General features: G+C 62.4%; 23 protein-coding genes. 6 read left to right on the plus strand and 17 right to left on the minus strand.

The genetic code is table 11. The annotated features are described in order from the left end of the window. Positions 1–21: 21 nt before the first annotated feature. From ACYCZJ_RS05610 to ACYCZJ_RS05635, 6 genes are all read left to right on the plus strand, one after another. The gene (locus ACYCZJ_RS05610; protein WP_461553282.1) at positions 22–354 is read left to right on the plus strand and encodes a YraN family protein; all 333 of its coding nucleotides are present in this window, start codon (positions 22–24) and stop codon (positions 352–354) included. A gap of 27 nt (positions 355–381) precedes the next feature. After that, on the plus strand, positions 382–972 hold the full coding sequence (locus ACYCZJ_RS05615) for a phosphoheptose isomerase (RefSeq protein WP_461553239.1): 591 nt from the start codon (positions 382–384) through the stop codon (positions 970–972). Next, complete coding sequence (locus tag ACYCZJ_RS05620; RefSeq protein WP_461553240.1) at positions 972–1541, plus strand: BON domain-containing protein; 570 nt, start codon at positions 972–974, stop codon at positions 1539–1541. The genes ACYCZJ_RS05615 and ACYCZJ_RS05620 overlap by 1 nt, the downstream gene beginning before the upstream one ends. A 5-nt stretch (positions 1542–1546) precedes the next feature. Then, the gene (gene rfaE2 / locus ACYCZJ_RS05625; RefSeq protein ID WP_461553241.1) at positions 1547–2044 is read left to right on the plus strand and encodes a D-glycero-beta-D-manno-heptose 1-phosphate adenylyltransferase; all 498 of its coding nucleotides are present in this window, start codon (positions 1547–1549) and stop codon (positions 2042–2044) included. Continuing rightward, positions 2041–3513, plus strand: a complete 1473-nt coding sequence (gene ubiD / locus ACYCZJ_RS05630) for a 4-hydroxy-3-polyprenylbenzoate decarboxylase (RefSeq protein ID WP_461553242.1) — start codon at positions 2041–2043, stop codon at positions 3511–3513. Before rfaE2 ends, ubiD begins: the two co-directional genes overlap by 4 nt. A 126-nt stretch (positions 3514–3639) precedes the next feature. Next, positions 3640–4125 (plus strand): hypothetical protein, encoded by a 486-nt coding sequence (locus ACYCZJ_RS05635; RefSeq protein WP_461553243.1) that lies wholly within the window; start codon positions 3640–3642, stop codon positions 4123–4125. A gap of 90 nt (positions 4126–4215) precedes the next feature. On the opposite strand, the gene dacB is transcribed toward ACYCZJ_RS05635, so the two are convergent. From dacB to phnC, 17 genes are all read right to left on the minus strand, one after another. After that, a complete protein-coding gene (gene dacB, locus ACYCZJ_RS05640; protein WP_461553244.1) occupies positions 4216–5637 on the minus strand; it encodes a D-alanyl-D-alanine carboxypeptidase/D-alanyl-D-alanine endopeptidase in 1422 nt (473 codons plus the stop codon). A 31-nt stretch (positions 5638–5668) separates the two neighbouring features. Beyond that, a complete protein-coding gene (locus ACYCZJ_RS05645) occupies positions 5669–6625 on the minus strand; it encodes a DMT family transporter (RefSeq protein ID WP_461553245.1) in 957 nt (318 codons plus the stop codon). A 51-nt stretch (positions 6626–6676) separates the two neighbouring features. Then, on the minus strand, positions 6677–6979 hold the full coding sequence (locus ACYCZJ_RS05650) for a DUF1840 domain-containing protein (RefSeq protein ID WP_461553246.1): 303 nt from the start codon (positions 6977–6979) through the stop codon (positions 6677–6679). 69 nt (positions 6980–7048) lie between these two features. After that, positions 7049–7564: a DNA-deoxyinosine glycosylase gene (locus ACYCZJ_RS05655; RefSeq protein WP_461553247.1), complete on the minus strand. Its 516-nt coding sequence runs from the start codon at positions 7562–7564 to the stop codon at positions 7049–7051. A gap of 502 nt (positions 7565–8066) precedes the next feature. Further along, entirely contained in the window at positions 8067–8924 is an 858-nt protein-coding gene (locus ACYCZJ_RS05660; protein WP_461553248.1) for an EamA family transporter, read from the minus strand. A gap of 5 nt (positions 8925–8929) precedes the next feature. Beyond that, positions 8930–9703: a phosphonate metabolism protein PhnP gene (gene phnP / locus ACYCZJ_RS05665; RefSeq protein ID WP_461553249.1), complete on the minus strand. Its 774-nt coding sequence runs from the start codon at positions 9701–9703 to the stop codon at positions 8930–8932. Beyond that, positions 9694–10275 carry a phosphonate metabolism protein/1,5-bisphosphokinase (PRPP-forming) PhnN gene (gene phnN / locus ACYCZJ_RS05670; protein ID WP_461553250.1) on the minus strand — a complete coding sequence of 194 codons (582 nt, stop codon included), beginning with the start codon at positions 10273–10275 and terminating at the stop codon, positions 9694–9696. The genes phnP and phnN overlap by 10 nt, the downstream gene beginning before the upstream one ends. Then, positions 10268–11422 (minus strand): alpha-D-ribose 1-methylphosphonate 5-triphosphate diphosphatase, encoded by a 1155-nt coding sequence (locus tag ACYCZJ_RS05675; protein WP_461553251.1) that lies wholly within the window; start codon positions 11420–11422, stop codon positions 10268–10270. The genes phnN and ACYCZJ_RS05675 overlap by 8 nt, the downstream gene beginning before the upstream one ends. Further along, the gene (gene phnL / locus ACYCZJ_RS05680; RefSeq protein ID WP_461553252.1) at positions 11419–12141 is read right to left on the minus strand and encodes a phosphonate C-P lyase system protein PhnL; all 723 of its coding nucleotides are present in this window, start codon (positions 12139–12141) and stop codon (positions 11419–11421) included. Before phnL ends, ACYCZJ_RS05675 begins: the two co-directional genes overlap by 4 nt. Positions 12142–12151: 10 nt before the next feature. Beyond that, on the minus strand, positions 12152–12982 hold the full coding sequence (locus ACYCZJ_RS05685) for an ATP-binding cassette domain-containing protein (protein ID WP_461553253.1): 831 nt from the start codon (positions 12980–12982) through the stop codon (positions 12152–12154). After that, positions 12979–13872, minus strand: coding sequence for an alpha-D-ribose 1-methylphosphonate 5-phosphate C-P-lyase PhnJ (locus ACYCZJ_RS05690; protein ID WP_461553254.1), 894 nt, complete (start codon positions 13870–13872; stop codon positions 12979–12981). Before ACYCZJ_RS05690 ends, ACYCZJ_RS05685 begins: the two co-directional genes overlap by 4 nt. Next, a complete protein-coding gene (locus ACYCZJ_RS05695; RefSeq protein WP_461553255.1) occupies positions 13869–15005 on the minus strand; it encodes a carbon-phosphorus lyase complex subunit PhnI in 1137 nt (378 codons plus the stop codon). Before ACYCZJ_RS05695 ends, ACYCZJ_RS05690 begins: the two co-directional genes overlap by 4 nt. Then, positions 15002–15583: a phosphonate C-P lyase system protein PhnH gene (gene phnH / locus ACYCZJ_RS05700; protein WP_461553256.1), complete on the minus strand. Its 582-nt coding sequence runs from the start codon at positions 15581–15583 to the stop codon at positions 15002–15004. Before phnH ends, ACYCZJ_RS05695 begins: the two co-directional genes overlap by 4 nt. After that, a complete protein-coding gene (phnG, locus tag ACYCZJ_RS05705) occupies positions 15573–16040 on the minus strand; it encodes a phosphonate C-P lyase system protein PhnG (protein WP_461553257.1) in 468 nt (155 codons plus the stop codon). The genes phnH and phnG overlap by 11 nt, the downstream gene beginning before the upstream one ends. Further along, a complete protein-coding gene (gene phnE / locus ACYCZJ_RS05710) occupies positions 16040–16849 on the minus strand; it encodes a phosphonate ABC transporter, permease protein PhnE (protein WP_461553258.1) in 810 nt (269 codons plus the stop codon). The genes phnG and phnE (ACYCZJ_RS05710) overlap by 1 nt, the downstream gene beginning before the upstream one ends. Continuing rightward, positions 16846–17661: a phosphonate ABC transporter, permease protein PhnE gene (gene phnE / locus ACYCZJ_RS05715; protein WP_461553259.1), complete on the minus strand. Its 816-nt coding sequence runs from the start codon at positions 17659–17661 to the stop codon at positions 16846–16848. The genes phnE (ACYCZJ_RS05710) and phnE (ACYCZJ_RS05715) overlap by 4 nt, the downstream gene beginning before the upstream one ends. Further along, a complete protein-coding gene (phnC, locus tag ACYCZJ_RS05720) occupies positions 17624–18403 on the minus strand; it encodes a phosphonate ABC transporter ATP-binding protein (protein ID WP_461553260.1) in 780 nt (259 codons plus the stop codon). The genes phnE (ACYCZJ_RS05715) and phnC overlap by 38 nt, the downstream gene beginning before the upstream one ends. Between the last annotated feature and the right edge of the window lie 50 nt (positions 18404–18453).

The following is an 18453-nucleotide window of genomic DNA, read 5'->3' on the forward strand; positions in this document are numbered from 1 at the left end:
AGCCAGCCGGAGCAAATCCTGATGCCGACCGGTGCAGTGGCGGAGCAGGCCGCCGCAGCGTATCTGGTCAAACGCGGGCTGCAACTGGTGGAAAAAAACTATCGCTGCCGCTTTGGTGAAATCGATTTGATCATGCGCGCCGGCACAACGCTGGTATTTGTCGAGGTGCGCAGCCGCAGCTCACGCGCATTTGGCGGCGCAGGCGCCAGTATCGATGCCCACAAGCAACGCAAACTGATCGCCGCAGCACAGCATTATCTGGCCCAACTTGGAAAACCGCCGCCGTGCCGGTTTGACGCCCTGCTGTTTGAAGGCGACGAAATCGAATGGATACCAAATGCCTTCGGTGCATAGTGCATGGCGTGTGTCATAATTTAATCTATGGATCTAATCGCACGTATATCTGAACACTTTGGCGACAGCGCGCGCCTCAAAATGGATGCCATGGACACGCTGGCAGTGCCCATCGCGCTGGCCGTGGAACACATGAGCGAATGCCTGCTGGCGGACGGCAAAATCCTGTCCTGCGGCAATGGCGGCTCGGCCGCCGACGCGCAGCATTTTTCTTCGGAGCTGGTCAACCGCTTCGAGATCGAACGACCCGGCCTGGCCGCGATTGCGCTGTCCACCGACACATCGATCCTGACCTCGATCGCCAACGACTACGATTTCAGTCTGGTATTCGCCAAACAGGTGACTGCTCTGGGTCGCGAGGGTGACATATTGCTGGCGATTTCCACCAGCGGCAATTCGCGCAATGTGATTGAAGCGATCCGCGCTGCCCATGCCCGCGACATGCGCGTGATCGCATTGACCGGCAATGGTGGCGGCCAGATTGACGAACTTCTGCGCGACGATGACGTCCATATCTGCGTACCGGCCACTTCCACGGCACGAATTCAGGAAGTTCACCTGCTCACCATCCACTGTCTGTGCGATGGGATTGATTGTCTAATTCTAGGAGTCGAATAATGCGTACTACATTGATTGTTGCCGCACTCGGTTTGGCGCTATTGCAATTACAGGGATGCGTACCACTAGTTGCAACCGGCGTCGGCGCAGGCGCGTTGATGGCGGCAGACCGACGCAGTTCGGCCGCCTACATCGAGGATCAGGAAATCGAGCTGCGCGCGGGTAACCGCATCGGCGCGGCCTTCCCCAAAAATACACATGTCAATGTCACCAGTTTCAATCACGATGTATTGATCACCGGCGAAGTGCCGAGCGCCGAAGCGCAGCAGAAAATCACCGATATCGCCCAAGGTGTGGGCAATGTACGCAAGGTATACAACCAGACCGTGGTGGGCCCGGTGTCGCTGTTCTCCTCGCGCAGCAACGACGCCTACATCACGACCAAGGTCAAAGCGCGCTTTCTCGACGCCAAACGTTTCCAGGTCAACTACGTCAAAGTGGTCACCGAAGACGGCGTGGTGTACCTGATGGGCCTGGTCACTCAACAAGAAGCAGATGACGCCGCACAACTCGCCAGCACCACCAGCGGGGTGAAGAAAGTGGTCAAAATGTTCCAGATCGTTCAGTAAACGCGTTGAAATCCACCTACCCGTTGCCTGATTTCGAGGCCAGCATTGCCACGCTGCAAACGCTGCCCGACCTGCTGGCTCGCCTGCCGCGCCCGCTGGTGTTCACCAACGGCTGCTTCGATATCCTGCACCGCGGACACGTCACCTATCTGGCGCAAGCGCGTGCGCTGGGTGCGGCGCTGATCGTCGGGGTCAATTCGGATGACTCGGTACGACGCCAGAACAAGGGTGCGGATCGCCCCATCAATTGTCTGGAGGACCGCATGGCGGTACTGGCAGCACTCGGCTCGGTCGACGGCGTGATCGGCTTCGACGACGATACCCCGCTGGCTCTCATCCAGTTGATTCATCCCGACGTTCTGGTCAAAGGCGGCGACTGGCCGGTGGAGGCCATGGTCGGTGGCTGCGAAGTACTCGACTGGGGCGGGCAGGTACATTCCATCCCGTTCCTGCACACCACTTCCACCACAGCAACTTTGACGCGTATCCGGGGACTGGTTTGAAATACAAAGACCTGCGCGATTTTATGGCGCAACTGGAAAAAATCGGCGAACTGAAACGCATCGGTGCCACCGTCAGCCCCCATCTCGAAATGACGGAAATCTGCGACCGGGTACTCAAAGCCGCAGGGCCGGCCATCCTGTTCGAGCACCCTGCCGGTCATACCATGCCGGTGCTCGGCAACCTGTTCGGTACGCCACGACGGGTCGCATTGGGCATGGGCGAAGACTCGGTCGAGGCGTTGCGAGAGGTCGGCAAGCTGTTGGCTTTCCTGAAAGAACCGGAACCGCCCAAAGGTCTGAAAGACGCGTGGGACAAATTGCCGGTGTTCAAGCAGGTGCTCAACATGGCCCCCAGGGAAGTGAGCAGCGCGCCCTGTCAGGATATTGTGTGGGAAGGCACCGACGTGGACTTGGCCAAACTACCTATTCAAACCTGCTGGCCCGGTGACGCAGGTCCGCTCATCACCTGGGGTTTGACTGTTACCCGCGGACCGCACAAAAAACGCCAGAATCTGGGTATCTACCGCCAGCAGGTCATCGCGCCCAACAAGGTCATCATGCGCTGGCTGGCGCATCGCGGCGGCGCGCTGGATTTCCGCGAGTTCCAGCTGGCACATCCGGGTAAACCGTTTCCTGTCGCCGTCGCGTTGGGCGCCGACCCGGCTACCATTCTCGGCGCAGTCACGCCGGTGCCGGATTCGCTCTCCGAGTACCAGTTCGCCGGGTTGCTGCGCGGTGCAAAAACTGAAGTAGTGAAATGCCTCGGCAGCGATCTGCAGGTGCCCGCCAGCGCCGAGATCGTGCTGGAAGGCGTCATTCACCCTGGCGAAATGGCGCAGGAAGGCCCGTTCGGCGACCACACCGGTTATTACAACGAGGTGGACAGCTTTCCGGTGTTTACCATTGAGCGCATCACCCTGCGCCACGACCCGATCTATCACAGCACCTACACCGGCAAACCGCCCGACGAACCCGCAGTGCTGGGCGTGGCACTCAATGAAGTATTCGTGCCGCTACTGCAAAAACAGTTCAGCGAAATCGCCGATTTCTACCTGCCGCCGGAAGGCTGCTCCTACCGGCTGGCGGTGGTCAGCATCAAAAAAAGCTATCCCGGCCACGCCAAGCGCGTGATGTTCGGGGTCTGGAGTTTTCTGCGCCAGTTCATGTACACCAAGTTCATCGTGGTGGTGGACGACGACATCAACATCCGCGACTGGAAAGAGGTGATCTGGGCAATCACCACGCGCATGGACCCGGTACGCGATACGCTGCTGGTGGAAAACACCCCGATCGACTACCTTGATTTCGCCAGCCCGGTGTCCGGCCTGGGCGGCAAGATGGGCATGGATGCAACCAACAAATGGCCGGGCGAGACGGCGCGTGAATGGGGTACCCCCATAGTCATGGATGCCGACGTGAAACAGCGCGTGGATGCGATGTGGGACGAATTCGGCCTGGGTAAAGCCTGAGCAGGGAATGACCAGCGCCACACGGACATTACACCCATATACACCGCCCGGCTCCACGTCTATCATATCCTGTCAGTACCCTGACAAACTTCAGCGCTATATAACGATTATCATCAGGAGTCATTCATGAAACGCTTTCTGCTTACCGCAATCATCGCCCTCGCGGCCAGCCCTGCGCTTGCAGCCGACGTTGGCGTCTCGGTCAGTATTGGTCAACCCGGTTTTTATGGGCAGATCAATATCGGCAACAACTACCCGCGCCCTCAGCTGATTTATGCGGAACCTATCGTGATCGAGCGTCATCATCGCGCTCCGCCGCCGATTTATCTGCGCGTACCGCCCGGCCATGCCAAACACTGGCGTAAACACTGCCATGAATACAATGCATGCGGGCGGCCGGTGTATTTCGTGCAGGACGGCTGGTACAACAATGTGTATGCACCGCGCTACCGCGAGGATCATGGGGATAGAGGCGGGGAGCACCGTTATGAAAACCGTGGTGACCGTGACCACCGGGGCTATGACAACGAACGAGGCCGTGGAAAAGAGCATGGCCGCGGTCACGACAAAGGGCACGGGGAAGGTCATGGCAACGGACACCATGACGACTGAGTCCCGGCGACCCGGCAGCTAACCCAAGGAACAACGTCCCGGAATAATTATCGCCGGGGCGTTGTTTCGGGCGATGGCAGAATCCGCAATCTAGCGGCCGCCGTAGACCCATTCCAGCAAGGCATCCTGCGCCGCACCGCCTGCCGCCGCATTCGGGTCGTTGATATCGAACACCACCACAAAACGCTTGCCGGTCTTGTCGAACACGTAACCGGCAATGGTTTTGACTCCTTCCAGCGTGCCGGTCTTGATGTGCGCGTGGCCCGCCAGCGGAGTGTCTTTGCAGCGCGATTTCATGGTGCCGTCCACTGCGGCGATGGGCAGCGCGGATTCAAGCTCGGCAAACACCGGACTGTCGTAGGCGGCCAGTAATAATCGCGCCATGCTATGCGGACTGATGCGTTCGATGCGCGACAGGCCGGAGCCGTTTTCAAGCACCAATTCCGGGAAATCCAGGCCTTTGCCGGCCAGCCAGCTGCGCACCGCATCGGCGGATTTTTGCGGATTACCGGGAGCGCCGCCGGTCACTGCGCCCAGGCTCAGAAACAGGCTGCGCGCCATGACGTTGTTGCTGAATTTATTCAGGCTGCGCACCACCTCCGCCAGCGGCGTGGAATCGAACACCATCAGCTGCTGCGCATTGGCCGGCACCTGACCCACGCGCCAGTTGCCGGTAAAGCGCCCTCCCAATTCCTGCCACAACATACGGAATGCATCCGCCACCGCTACGCTGGCATCGCCCAGATTGAAAGCGGTGCTTTTCTCGCCGCAGGCTAGCGCATAATTGCCGTTCAGCACCAGACGGCTATTGCCGTTGTCGGGCAACCACTGGATATCGATACGATCGCGCCATTCGCCACAGGGCGCATTATCGAGCTGCAGTTTGTTGACCAGACGCATGCCCGGCGGCAACGGATCGGCGTATGCGACCACACTGTCCGCCGTTGGGGTGAGTCGCAGCATCGTGCTGTTGAAATTCACCATCAGCGCGGCCGGGATCGCATTGTAGGCGCGTCCCGGCTCACCATCGAAGCGCGCCGGGTCGGCACCGGGCAAGCTGAAATAACTTTGATCCAGCACCAGATCGCCGCGAATCTCGCGCACGCCCCGGCTACGCAACTCGCGCAATAGCAGCCAGAAGCGCTCCAGGGTGAGCTGCGGATCGCCATTGCCCTTGATGTACAGATTACCGGTAAGCACGCCATCAACCAGGCTGCCATCGGTATAGATTTCGGTTTTCCAGGTATAGGCCGGACCGAGTAATTCGAGCGCGGCATAACTGGTCACCAGCTTCATGGTGGACGCGGGATTGAATGACAGCGTGTCATCATGCTGCAGCAGCGGCGCATGCTTGCCCACTTCCCAAACGACGATACCGACATGGCTGACCGGGATATTGGCTTGACGCAGGGCCGCCTGCACCGATTGCGGCAACGCCTGATTACCCGCCCAGGCGGTGCTCCATACCAGCAATAGAACCAGTATCTGCAGGGGTTGAAGAATCGCGCGCATCGGCATCCTGTTCTGTGCGGTGTGAGCGCTTTTATTCACTTGCATTGCAATGGCACAGCGTGGATTGGGGCATGCGCGCCGTCGGGCGCCGGCCAAGATTACCCAACACCAGGGCAACCATGACGATCAGCGCACCGGCCAATTCTGCGATGCTCAGGCGATGGCCCTGAAACCAGCCGATGATCAGTGCCGTTACCGGCACAAAATTGATAAACAGCACCCCGCTGGCACCGACCCGTTTGATCCCCATGTTCCACGCCAGCACCGCCACCACACCGGCGAACATGATCAGATAAATCAATTCACCCGTGAGACCGGCCAACATAGGCAATGAAGGTGCATGCGCCACGCCGACCAGGGTAGCGATCAGCGTAATACCAGCGATGCTGGGCACCGCCATCAGGCAACTCAGCGCGGTGTAGCGCAACGGCGACCAGCCGGGAAAATCCTGCGCCCCGATTGTGTAAATGACCCAGCACAGCGCGCCGGCCAGAATCGACAAATCCGCCATTGCCTCACCACCCTGCGTGAGCGCAGCCAAATGGCCCTTGGTAATGACCAGCGCCACCCCGCTTAAAGCCAGCGCGATGGCTGCGATATTCCCCGGCGTGGGTCGTACGCCGCGCCACACTGCATTCACCAGTACGCCCAGTAACGGCATCAGCGCCAGAATGATGGCGCCATGTTCCGGTTGCGAACGCGACAAACCCAAAAACGCCAGAATACTGAATCCGGCAAACCCTGCGGTACCATAAGCCCACAGCGCCAGGGTGCGTGATTCGAAACGCAACACGGCACGCCCCTCGATCGCCGCCAGCAGCGCCACAAACAATAACGCGCCGCTACCATAGCGAACCAGCGTCAGCCAATAGGCATCCAGCGTTACCAGGGCTGCCTTGGCCACCGGGAACATCCCGCCCCACAATACGGCGGCCAGCAACAAGGCCAGCATGCCGCTCATCAATCCGGGCTTGCGCGTTTGAGTCACAGGGTCACCTGATTCAATCGGAAGTTACAAAAGAAAGATCAATTAACGCAATTATTGATCCCACATCACATCGGCTTTTGCGGCCACCGCTGCTTCCAATAGTTTGACCAGCGGCAACGCGCGATGCGACAAACTTACCTCAGGCTCATCGCCGTTGTCCGCGCCGGCCAAGTCGGATTGCGGCGCGCTGGTCGCCACGCCCGTCTGCAGCTTTTGCAAGGCAGCAGGCACATCCGCCGCCAGTATGGCGCCCGGCACGGTGGCGCTATGCCCCATCAATTTGAGCATGTTGAGCGCCGCATCACCAAACATGGTGATGTCTGCATAAGCGTCGGTACGAAAGGTAATGAGCATCTTGATTTCCTTGAAGTTGAATAGCGCGGGACAGACCCATTATATCCCTGGGTCCGCCGGTAAATGAGGTTAACCAACCGGTGCCGGCTGCGTGATTATTTCCCATGCCGTGAGCTTCTGCACCTGACTCAACGCAGCATGCGCAGGGCTGGTAGAAGGCAGTCGCTGATAGTGCAGCCGGGCCGCTGCACCAAGACCGAGCAACACATGTTTACGATAACAGGCTTCGGCTTTTGCACCATTGAAAAAAACATGCGTGATATTTGGATGTACCCGATGGAACGACGCGAAATCATTGGCGATGATGGAAGTATCGTCAATAGCGGAATCCAGACTGCCCTCCCGTGTGCACGACTTCAGCACATCCCATAGCGCGATGCCGTTGGCTTTCAGCACCTGCAATCGGGCAGCATACGGCAAGTGCGGGCCTGCGCCCACCAGCTCACCCAATATCGGCCAGAACGCATTGCGTGGATGCGCGTAATACTGCTGCGCCTGCAATGACAGCTTGCCGGGCATGCTGCCCAGAATCAGTACGCGCGCCCGGACGTCGGCAATAGGAGAGAAACTATGGAGCTGGTGCATGGCAACACGAATGGACAATTGAGTTGAGAGTGCGTAGTGCGCGATGAGTTCGCAGATTTTCCGCTATAGCCTGCGGATTCCATTAAATTCTCCCACCGATGCAACGACTTTCTCGGCTGGCGTGGCCGCAGCGGAGGTCTGTTTGTCGGCCTCATCGGTCATTCGCTCTATCTTGCACGGGGAATCAGGATTACCGGAGCGAATGGCCGCTTCTTAAAACTCGGCAGGCCTCCTACCCAGAAGTGATCTCCGCTCTTAGATCATCAGCTGTCCGCTTGTTTGCCAATTCCAGCTTTCAATATCATCAAAATACTTGCTGCAGAGTGGAAGAGTCCAATCCCATGCCACCACCAACATTCCCAAGCGCGTCATTCCAATTTCGAATAGAAAGAAGAACTAAGGCGGCGGAAATGAGCCAACGACGACATAGAATAAGGTCAGGTGTCGAAGACGTAGCCAACGTTTTATCGCTTTATTGTTTTTATTCGAAATTGAAATAGATTCACCTACTTATCGCCAGCAGGGCCAACCCGAAGCATATCACCGCAATGCCCGCCAGCCGCATGCGCCAGTGGGCACGTTCGCGGAACAGGGAGATGGACAGGATGCCGGCAATGACAATGCCCGCGTTGGTAAACGTCACCACCACGGCGGCGGGCAGATCGCGCATGGCGTGGATCACCAGGGCGTAGGCCAGGCCGATGCTGGCGCCCGCAATCAGCAGGTAGGGCAGCCGGGGCGCGCGTTGCGGCCGCCAGATGCCATGCTTGATGCGCATCTGCAGGGTCAGCGCGACGAACGAGGCGGTGTAGCCGACGGTCACGAAGCCGACCAGGCTGCCGAAGGTGGGCAGGTAAGCCGTCGCCGCCTTGTCGCTCAGGGAATAGATGCTGGTCGCCAGGGCTGCGGTCAGCGCCAGCGGCAAGGCGGCGAAACCGTCCTTGCGCCACGCGGTAGCGGCCAGCAACAGCAAGCCAACGACACTGACCCCCATCGCACCCCAGGCAGGCACGCCCAGCGACTCGCCGAAAAACAGCACGCCCCACAAGCCGATCAGCAGCGGCGAACTGCGCACGATGGGATACACCAGCGCCACCGGCGCGTGTTCGTAGGCGCGGTTGAGGGTCAGGAAATACAGCACGTTGGCGCTGGCCGACACCAGCAGGAAACCCACCAGCTCCAGGCTCCAGCGCGCCTCGCTCGCCAGCGCGAGCAGCCCCCACAGGCCGAGCGTCGCGCAATGGGCCGCCAGCGCCCACCATAGCATCCGGGTTTGGGTGCCCTGGTGCCGGACCAGCAGGTTCCACGCCACATGCATCGCCACCGAGCCGGCAATGGCCAGATACGCCTGTTCGGGCACCGCGTTTACTCCGTCAGGATATCGCGGGGATCATGCACGGACGCTCCGTCGCGGGCAACGAAAACCTGAGGCGGCAAGGTGTGGCGATTGTCTTTCAGCCACGCGTCGAGTTCGTGCCCGATATGGGTCAGCCAGGCGCGTTGCGGCCGCACCGCCGCGATGGCCGCCAGCGCCAGGTTCACGTCGTTGTGGCTTTTCGAGGGGGTGGCACGGGGCGGGTAGGAACAGTCGATGACCAATGCCGAAGGCTGCCAGTCGCGCAGGAAGGCCTCGGTTTTGGGCGGCAGCCCGGCGGTGTCGGTGAGGTAGGCGATCCGGCTGTCGCCGGATTCGATGCAGTAACCCAGCGTGACTTTCGAGTGGATCAGCGGCACCGGCGTGACGCTCATCGGCCCCACGTGAAAGGCCTCGAACTTGCGTACCGGCCTGAAATCCAGCAGGCCCGGATTCTTGTAAAGGTCGGCGCAGCCTTCCGAATCCGGCGGGCAATAGACGGGGATGCGCTTTCCCACCCCCCAGCGCAGGTGAAACAAGCCCTGCACGTGGTCGGGATGGAAATGGGTCAGCAATACCGGGGGGAGATCGCCCGCCGAAAAACGCTCAGCGAGGTCAGTCAGGCCGGCGTCGATCAGCAGCCGCGCATCCCCTGCCTCGATCAGCACGGATGCGGGACGACGGCGCATTTGAGGATGGGCGCGCGCCTCGGTGCAAACCGCACATTCACAGCCATACAGCGGCGGCGCGCTGGTGGAACCGGTGCCGAGAAAGCTCAGGCGCATCTCAGACCCTCCCCCCGCCCGGCGCGCTTGCCGGTCAGCAGCTGGACGAAGCGTTCGCCAGCCTGGTGCAATTCCCCGTCGTTGTCGATGCGTTCCACCTGCCCGTCGGGACGCATGAAACAGCTGGCGCGTTCCAGCCGCCCGGCGATCTCGGCTTCCGTTTCTCGGCCGCGGGCGCGCAGTCTCGCGGCCAGCACCTCGGGCGAAACAGTGACCATGAGCGCATGCAGCGCCGGGTAGCGACGCTGTGCTTCCGGCAGATACTCGCGCGAACCGTTCATCACCACATTGCAGCCCTTGGCCAGCCACAGGTTGATTTCGCGGCCGATGCCGTAGCGCAGGCCGTGACTACGCCAGTACATGGCGAACAGGCCAACGCGCAGACGCACCTCGAATTCGGTTTCGCTCAGGGCGACGTGGTTTTCGCCTTGCAGTTCCACCGGCCGCGTGATGTAACGGTGCGCGAAGACCACGCCGGGGTCGCCGGCAAGGCGCTCGCGACCGTAGCGCATCAGGCTGTCCTTGCCGCTGCCGGAGGCGCCGATGACATAGAACAGCGTGCCCTCAACCATGGTCGAAGCGCGCCTCGAATACCGGTTTACCGGCCGAGAACACGCTGCTCGCCTGGGCCAGTCCGTTGACGTCGGAGACCGCCACCAGATCGGCGCGTTTGCCGACGGCAATCTCGCCGCGATCCGTCAATCCCGCAGCGCGGGCCGGGTTGATGCTGACCAGCCGCACCGCATCGGCCAGCGTGATTGCCGCCAGTTCCGGCAAGCGGAACACCGCCACGATCAGTGCCGCCGGGTGATAGTCGGCGCACAGGCAGTCGGCCACGCCGGCCTTCACCGCATCGAGCGCCCGCACGGCGCCGGACTGGCTCTTGCCGCGCAGGATGTTGGGTGCGCCGAACACCGTGCTCATGCCGCGTTCGCGGGCGGCGCGGGCGGATTCCAGGTTGATGGGGAATTCCGAGATGCCTACGCCCAGCGCGTGCAGGGTCTCGACCTTTTCCGGCGTGTCGTCGTCGTGGCTGGCGACGCGGATGCCCTGCGCCTGCGCCGCGTCGATCAAGCGGCGGATGCGCGCCATCGCGCCTTCCGCCTGCGCGAGCTTGTTTTCCATCAGGATGTCCAGCTCGGCTTCCGACTTTTTGTAGGTGCGCGCCAGATAATCGCGAAAGGCGGCGATGTCCCTGAACTGCCCCTGGCCGGGGGAATGATCCATCACCGACAGCAGGTGCATCTCGCCGGCGGCCATCAGCTCAAGCAGGATGTCGGGCGCGCTCGGGTCGGTCACTTCGTAGCGGCAGTGCACGCGGTTGTCAACGAGGCCGTGCGGGTTCCAGGCGTGGACCGCGCGCGCCACCGCAGCGGCGAAGGCGTTGTTGCGCACGCCGAGTTCCTCGTTGGCGAAAGAGAGCGCATGGAACACCGTGGTGACGCCGGCGGCGGCATTGCGCTTGTCGGCCTGGGCGCAGGCGAAGTCGAGCGGAAAATGCACGTTGGGGCGCGGCTCGACCTCCTTTTCCAGGGCGTCGCAATGCAGGTCGATCATGCCGGGGATCAGCGTCTTGCCGGAGAGATCGACGACTGGCGCGCCGTGGCCTGATTCGGGGTTGATGGCGGCGATGACGCCGTCCTCGATCAGCACGGCGGCGTCTTCGAGCACGGCGTCGGGCAGCACCACGCGGGCGCCGGTCAGATACAGCGGGTTCATGCGTATTCCTTGAGAAGGGCTTCGACCGCGGGCGGCGGGGCCAGTTCGACGACCTGGTCGGCCAGCCGGCGGGTGGTTTCGGGATGGTGAAAGATGGCGAGCATCGCCGTGCCTTCGGCCTTGAGTCCTTCGATCAGGCGGATGACGCATTCGGCCGTGGCCGGGTCGAGGCTGGCCGTCGGCTCGTCGAGCAGCAGCAGGCGCGGCCTGGCAATGAAGCCGCGGGCGAGGTTCACCCGCTGCCGCTCGCCGCCGGAAAAAGTGGCCGGCGAGACGCTCCACAGGCGCTCCGGCAGATTCATGGCAGACAACAGATCGGCCGCACGCTGCCTGGCTTCCGCGCGCGGGGCGCCCAGGCCGAACAGCGGCTGCGCGACCACGTCGAGCGTCGGCTGGCGCGGCAGACAATGCAGGAACTGGGTGACGAAGCCGATTTCGCGACGCCGCAATTCGAGAATCTGGTGCGCACTGGCCAGCGCCAGATCAAGCTCGTGGCCCATCGCATCGCGATAGAGAATGCGGCCGGCACTCGGCAGATAGGTGCGGTAGATGCCCTTCAGCACCGACGACTTGCCGGCGCCGGTGGGGCCGATCAGCGCGGTGAGCTCGCCTTCGCGCGCCGTGAAGCTGACGTTGTGCGCGGACGGGATCAGCTTGTTCTGCTCGTGCAACTCGAAGTGCTTGCCGTAGCCTTCAACCTGGAGAATCGGTGGGGTCATGTTGCGTTCCTCACAAGGCGGACGCCACCAGCCGCTGGGTATAGGCGTGCTGGGGGTCTTCGAGTATTTGATCGGTCAGCCCCGCCTCGATGACGCGGCCGTATTTCATGACGATGGCGCGGCCGGTCAGCAGGCGGATCACGCCGAGGTCGTGGGTGACGACGACCATCGCGGTCTTCAGCTCCTGCTGGATTTCCAGGATCAGATCCAGAATCCGCGCCTGCACCGAAAGATCGAGCCCGGTGGTCACCTCGTCGAGAAACAGCAGCGGCGGCTGGGTGGCGAGCGCCTTGGCGATCTGCACGCGTTGCTGCATGCCGCCGGAGAAGTGCTTCGGCAGGTCGTCGACGCGGGAGAGCAGCACCTCGGTGCGCGCCAGCAAGGCCTTGGCCCGTTCGCGGATGGCGCCGTAGTCCATCAGGTCGCTCATCAGCAGGCGCTCGGCGATGTTGCCGCCGGCGCTGATGTTGAAATTGAGGCCCAGATTCGGGTTCTGGTAGACCATGCCGAAGCGGTGATTGCGCAGCCAGCGCTGCCGCGCGGCGTTGAGGGCGAACAGCTCGTGCTGCGTGTCGCCGTCGAAAAAGATCGCTTCGCCGCCGGTGGGCGCCTGATCGAAATACAGGGCCTTCACCACGGTCGATTTGCCGCTGCCCGATTCGCCCATGACGCCCAGGATCTCGCCCTCGAACAGGTCGAAGGACACGTCATGGATGGCGACAATGCTGCCGCAATGCGGGCAAAGATTGGTGTCGGCCTCCGGGCCGGTGGAGTCGACGCAGCGCGGGCAGCCCGGGCCGTAGCTTTTGCTCAAGCCCCGGACTTCGAGAATCTTGTTCATGCCGTTGCCTCCCCGGTCTTGCGGAGCAACTGCGTGTCGCACCAGTCGCTGTCCGAGCACTGATATGTCTTGCTGCCCGCATCGCCGACGAACTCGTCGAGAAAGGAATCCGTGCAACCGCAGCGGGCGCAGGCGCGGCGCTGCCCCGCCGGGTCGCGGAAATCCTCGACCCGGAACGGCACGTCGGAAAAGGCCAGCGGCTCCGCCCGCGTGTGCGGCGGCACGGCGTAAATCTTCTTCTCGCGCCCGGCGCCGAACAGCACCAGAGCCGCCGAATCGTTGAGTTTGGGCACATCCCAGCGCGGAATCGGCGACGGGTCGATGACGTAATGGCCATTGATGCGCGTCGGATAGCGGTGCGAGATGGTGATCTCGTCGAACTGGACGATGTCCTCGTACAGCTTCACCAGCAGGCGCGAATAGTCGGCCTCGCCGTGCATGGTCTTGCGCTTGTCCTCGGACGGCTCGACCACCACCAGCGGGTCGGGATAAGGCACCTGCAGGACGAGGATCTGCGTCGATGTCAGCGGCTGCTCCGGGATGCGGTGGCGCGACTGGATCAGGGTGCTCTCCGCCGTTTTCGTGGTGGTGGCGATGCCGGGACAGGTCATCTCGATGAACTGGCGCAGATTGACCGCGTTGACCGAGTCGTCGGAGCCCTGGTCGATGACCTTGAGCACCTCGCCGGGGCCGATCAGCGCCAGCGTCAGTTGCAGGCCGCCGGTGCCGAAGCCGCGCCCCATGGGCATTTCGCGCGAGGCGTAGGGCACCTGATAGCCGGGGATGGCGATCGCCTTGAGGACGGCGCGGCGGATTTCCTTCTTGGCGTATTCGTCGAGGAAGCCGAAGTTGTAGGCGTTGCCGCGGGTGGTGTGGGGCATGGCATTCATGCGGGCTCCCCCGACTTCTGCTGTGTGGTGCGCAGCCGGTCCAGATCGGACTGGAAGGTGACGTAGTGCGGCATTTTGTAATGCGAGGCGAAGCCCATGGAATCGACGCCGTCGACGTGCAGCAGCACGAACTCCGGATCTTCGGACGGGTTTTCCGGGCCGTCCTGCATGCCCTTCTGCAGCGCGCGATCGAGAATGGCCATGGAAATCGCCTTGACCTCGTTGTGGCCGAAACAGGCGCCGTAGCCGACGGTGAACATGGGCTTGCCGCCGGGCTCAATGGCCGCGTACATCGCCACCACCTCGCACTCGGTGATCAGCACCTCGCCGGCTTCGGTGAGTTCGCCGGTCACCGGATGCGGCAGCAGCACCGGCAGATAGCCGACCCGCAGTTCCGCCACCGTGGGGTGCACGTCGCCGTAGCCGCGCATGTTGGAATAGGCGATGGCCAGCAGCGAGCCGGTTTCCGCCCGCGCCAGGGTGGACAGCGCCGCCGAACGCGGCACCGGAAACACCAGCGGTTCGCGGGTGATATCAAACGCTGCCGGTTCTCCCCTCTCCCCCTGGGAGAGGGGCTGGGGGTGAGGGAGCGGCGGCAGCAGGCCTTCCGCGCGCAGGGCATCGAGCACCTTGGGAAAGCTGTCGGGCAACTGCGCCTCGGGGCAGCTTTCCAGCCAGTCGCGGGCCACCGCGCGGAAGGCCTCCGGCGATTCGTCCATCAGCTCCAGGCGCAGCAGGCGCAGGGCGTAGTCCGGCGTCGGCCCCAGCATCTGGCCGCCGGGAATATCCTTGAAGGCGGACGAGATGCGGCGGATCAGGCGCATGCGCGAGGTGTCGAGCGGCGGCGTGGCGGACAGGCGCGGCCGGGTGGAGCGCCAGGCGCGCAGCGCGAACGCGGCTTCCAGCGTGTCGCCGAGGCTCTGCTTGATGGCGAGCGCGGCGAATTGCGGGTGATACACCCCGCCTTCGGAAACGACACGATCCACCAGATGGCGCAGCTGATGCAGGATGGCGTCGATGGCGAGCGGCGCGGCGGCGGGATTGTCCAGCCCTTCCTCGGTGCGCAGATATTCGGTGACGGCGGCGGCGCCGGCGATGGCGCGGCCGCCGCCCTTGATGGCAACGTAACTCATGTCAATGGGTTCCCTGTAATTGTCGCGCGCGTGGTGCGCGGCAAGGCGACAATGCGTGTCGCATCGGTAAGCAGCATGTCGACGCCGAGCGGAAAACCGGCGCTCCAGTCCGCGCGACAGAGCAGCCAGTCGGGATGCAGACCGTCCAGGCGCAGTTCACGCCGGCCGTCGATGCCAAGACCATCAATTCCAGGCCCGGCGAGTTCCAGGGCCAGCGGGCCGCTGCCGACGGCCGCCACCTCGATCAGCAGGGTCGCGCCGGATTCCGGGCTTTCCAGCGTGCCCAGCGCCGGCTGGAAATCGGGCGCCCGGCGGCCGTCGGCGACGACATAGCGGGCGGTCTCCGTCGTGCCCCGCCGGGCCTGGAGCAGGGACCAGTCCGCGGCGCCGAGCCGTGCGTGGGGGTCGGCGAGCGTGGTCTCCCCGTCCATCAGGGTGGCCAGCACGGCGCGTTGCGCGGCGGTGCCCGCGAGCCAGTCCGTCAGATCGCGCACCGTGCCCGGCCGCGAAAACGCCTCGACCAGTTCGCGGAATACGCGCTGCTGGGCATCGGCCTGCCAGATGCATTCACGCTTCATCGTCGTCCTCCCCGGCGTTGCCCAGCAGGGCGAAATCGACCCGGGTGGCGGCGAGCATCGCGCGGCGGCGTCGGTCTTCCTCGTCGCGCCGCGCGGCGCCGGATTGCACCTGGCCGGATACCGTTTCCCACCCCGGCAGCCGGGCTGCGAGCACGGCGTCAAGGATCGCCAGCGAGCGGGCGAGCGCCGCGTCGTCGGCCATGACCTGCGCGCCGCCCTCGGCCCTGCGTCCATCCGCCAGCGTCAGTTCAAGGCTGCACGTGGACAGCGGAAATTCGCCCAGGTAATAGGGTTCATGCAAGGCGCCGTCGGCAAGCTGAAGCAGGCCCAGCCCCGCCTGCGGCAGGCGGGTGAGCCGGACTTCGCAGCCGGCCGCCAGCCGCTCGGCCAGCGCGTGCAAGTCGGGGGCGGGATGGGCGGTGAGCGCCCGGATCCAGTCTGTGCGTTCCAGCTTCATCAACCCAGTCTCCTGCGCAACCACGCCGAGGCGTAATCGATGATTAAAATAGTAGCCAGGATGACCAGAATCAGAGCAGATGACTGTCCGTAGTTGAAAAGATGCAAGGTATCGATAAGCGCAAGACCAATGCCGCCAGCACCCACCATACCGAGCACGGAGGCCATGCGCACGTTACGGTCCAGGATGTAGAGGGTGTAGCCTAGGGCCTCGCGCAGAATGGATGGCCAGCCGGCATACATGACGAGCTGCGGGAAATTGGCGCCAGTGGCTGCCACACCCTCACAAATGCCTTGGTCTACTCGCTCCAGGCTTTCGGCGAAAAACTTGCCGAGAAAACCGGCCGTATGCACGCCAAGCGCCAGCGCGCCGGGCAACGGCCCCAGCCCGAGAGTGGCAACAAAAATCAGAGCCAGCAGCAAATCCGGCATGGCGCGCATGAAATTCAGTATTTCGCGGGCGATGCGATAAGCCACCGGATTCGGCGTGAAATTGCGCGCCGCGAGCGGCGCCAGTAGGAACGCAACTAGCAGCGCGAACACCGTTCCCCAAAGTGCTGTGGCCAGGGTGATACCCATCAGAGACAGATATCTAGACAAGTTAGTGAAGTCAGGCTGCCCGTAACGGCCGAAATACTCGGCCATGTCCTCAACGCCATAGGCAAGGTTCTCGAAGGAAATATCCAGATCCCATATGATCAGCCAGAGGACGACCAGCGTCGCGGCTACCCAGACCGGCATCGGGTTGCGCGGCCTTGGCGGGAGCGCCTGTGCTGGTGGACGAGCGGATTTCAGGTCATGGACGTTCATCTCCGGCTCCCATAAATGATGCGGCTGCGTAAACGGTCGGACGCACGATCAAGGGCCGTGACCACCAGATAGATGGACAATGCGATCAGCAGCAGCCGGTCATACTGGAACAAGCGCATGGACATCACCAGGTCGTAGCCGATACCACCGGCGCCGACCAAGCCCAGGATGGCGGCCGCGCGCAGGTTGTGATCCAGGATGTACATCACCGTGCCGACGAAGTCAGGCAAAGCCTGGGGCAGCATGGCGAACACGCGCACCTGCAACCAGCCCGCGCCGTGTGCCCGAACGCCTTCCACGGCCTTGTGGTCCACGACCTCAATGGATTCCGCGAAGAACTTGCCCATGAAACCGATCGTCACAAAAGCCAGCGCCATCACTCCGGGCAGCGGACCCAGACCCACTGCCGAGACGAATACCAATGCCCACACCAGTTCCGGCAGGGCGCGCATCAGGCTGAGCAGATCCCTGACCAGCCGATAAACCAGCACATGTGGCGTCGCATTGCGCGCGGCAAGCACACCCAAAGGCAGGCTGACAAGCATCGCAATCATGGTCGCGAGGAAAGTCATCTCGATCGTTTCGAGCATCTTGTCGAGTAACTGGGGGAGATAGCTCCAGTCCGGTTTGACAAACAAATGCCCGGCGAAGGCGAGCATCTTTTCCAACGCGTCGAGGAAACGGATGGAATCCACATCCACCAACGGCGCCGTCAGCCACATCGCGACCAGCACCGCACATAGCGACGCGACGGCCGGCAACGGTGGCAGGCCGTTAGGCGTAGGCCAGCGCCATGTCGAGACTATTATCATCTTCGATGCCTTCCCGTTGGTAGATGGTGCGCAGCACGGGCTGCGTCATTTGTTCGGGGCTACCGTCGAAAACAATCTTCCCGCTGTTCATGCCGATGATGCGATCGGCAAAACGCTTGGCCAGGTCCACCTGATGCAGGTTGACCACGACCGTGATGCCGTCGCGGTCGCAGATTTCCCGCAGCAGCGTCATGATCTCCTCGCTCGATACCGGATCGAGGCTGGCAACCGGCTCGTCGGCCAGAATGACCTTGGGCCGCTGCGCCAGTGCCCGCGCAATGCCGACGCGTTGCTGCTGCCCGCCGGAAAGTTTGTCGGCCCGGCTCCATGCCTTGTCAGTGAGCCCGACGCGCGCCAGCACTTCTCTGGCGATATCCATGTCTTCGTTGCGGAACAGATAGAACACGCTACCGGCCCAGGAGCGATGAGCCAGTCGACCGGTCAGGACGTTGGTTGCCACCGACAGCCGCTCGACCAGATTGAACTGCTGAAACACCATGGCGACGCGCGAGCGCACCTTGCGCAAATTTGCCTTTCCAAGCATTTCTCCGGCAATACAAACGCTGCCCACGGTAGGCGTTTCCAGGCCATTCATCAGCCGGAGCAAGGTGGATTTTCCGGCGCCGCTCGGCCCGAGAATGATGGTGAAACTGCCGGGCGCAATGTCCGCACTGACGCCTTTTAGCGCCTCGAAGCCATTCGGAAAACGCTTTGATACAGACTGGATCGAAATATTGGACATGACCATCTCCTCTGAATCGGGCGGGCAACAGGCGTTACCCACCCTTTACG

The organism is Sulfuriferula sp., from assembly GCF_054605375.1.

Bases quoted from the DNA above. Each gene is read 5' to 3' on its own strand.
- ACYCZJ_RS05635 (WP_461553243.1), top strand. From the start codon at position 3,640: ATGAAACGCTTTCTGCTTACCGCAATCATCGCCCTCGCGGCCAGCCCT.
- ACYCZJ_RS05690 (WP_461553254.1), bottom strand. From the start codon at position 13,872: ATGAATGCCATGCCCCACACCACCCGCGGCAACGCCTACAACTTCGGC.
- phnC (WP_461553260.1), bottom strand. From the start codon at position 18,403: ATGTCCAATATTTCGATCCAGTCTGTATCAAAGCGTTTTCCGAATGGC.
- phnE (WP_461553258.1), bottom strand. From the start codon at position 16,849: ATGAACGTCCATGACCTGAAATCCGCTCGTCCACCAGCACAGGCGCTC.
- dacB (WP_461553244.1), bottom strand. From the start codon at position 5,637: ATGCGCGCGATTCTTCAACCCCTGCAGATACTGGTTCTATTGCTGGTA.
- ACYCZJ_RS05685 (WP_461553253.1), bottom strand. From the start codon at position 12,982: ATGAACAAGATTCTCGAAGTCCGGGGCTTGAGCAAAAGCTACGGCCCG.
- ACYCZJ_RS05655 (WP_461553247.1), bottom strand. From the start codon at position 7,564: ATGCACCAGCTCCATAGTTTCTCTCCTATTGCCGACGTCCGGGCGCGC.
- ACYCZJ_RS05615 (WP_461553239.1), top strand. From the start codon at position 382: ATGGATCTAATCGCACGTATATCTGAACACTTTGGCGACAGCGCGCGC.
- ACYCZJ_RS05695 (WP_461553255.1), bottom strand. From the start codon at position 15,005: ATGAGTTACGTTGCCATCAAGGGCGGCGGCCGCGCCATCGCCGGCGCC.
- phnP (WP_461553249.1), bottom strand. From the start codon at position 9,703: ATGCGCCTGAGCTTTCTCGGCACCGGTTCCACCAGCGCGCCGCCGCTG.
- ACYCZJ_RS05620 (WP_461553240.1), top strand. From the start codon at position 972: ATGCGTACTACATTGATTGTTGCCGCACTCGGTTTGGCGCTATTGCAA.
- phnL (WP_461553252.1), bottom strand. From the start codon at position 12,141: ATGACCCCACCGATTCTCCAGGTTGAAGGCTACGGCAAGCACTTCGAG.
- ACYCZJ_RS05650 (WP_461553246.1), bottom strand. From the start codon at position 6,979: ATGCTCATTACCTTTCGTACCGACGCTTATGCAGACATCACCATGTTT.
- phnE (WP_461553259.1), bottom strand. From the start codon at position 17,661: ATGATAATAGTCTCGACATGGCGCTGGCCTACGCCTAACGGCCTGCCA.
- phnH (WP_461553256.1), bottom strand. From the start codon at position 15,583: ATGAAGCGTGAATGCATCTGGCAGGCCGATGCCCAGCAGCGCGTATTC.
- ACYCZJ_RS05610 (WP_461553282.1), top strand. From the start codon at position 22: ATGCCGACCGGTGCAGTGGCGGAGCAGGCCGCCGCAGCGTATCTGGTC.
- phnN (WP_461553250.1), bottom strand. From the start codon at position 10,275: ATGGTTGAGGGCACGCTGTTCTATGTCATCGGCGCCTCCGGCAGCGGC.
- phnG (WP_461553257.1), bottom strand. From the start codon at position 16,040: ATGAAGCTGGAACGCACAGACTGGATCCGGGCGCTCACCGCCCATCCC.
- ACYCZJ_RS05675 (WP_461553251.1), bottom strand. From the start codon at position 11,422: ATGAACCCGCTGTATCTGACCGGCGCCCGCGTGGTGCTGCCCGACGCC.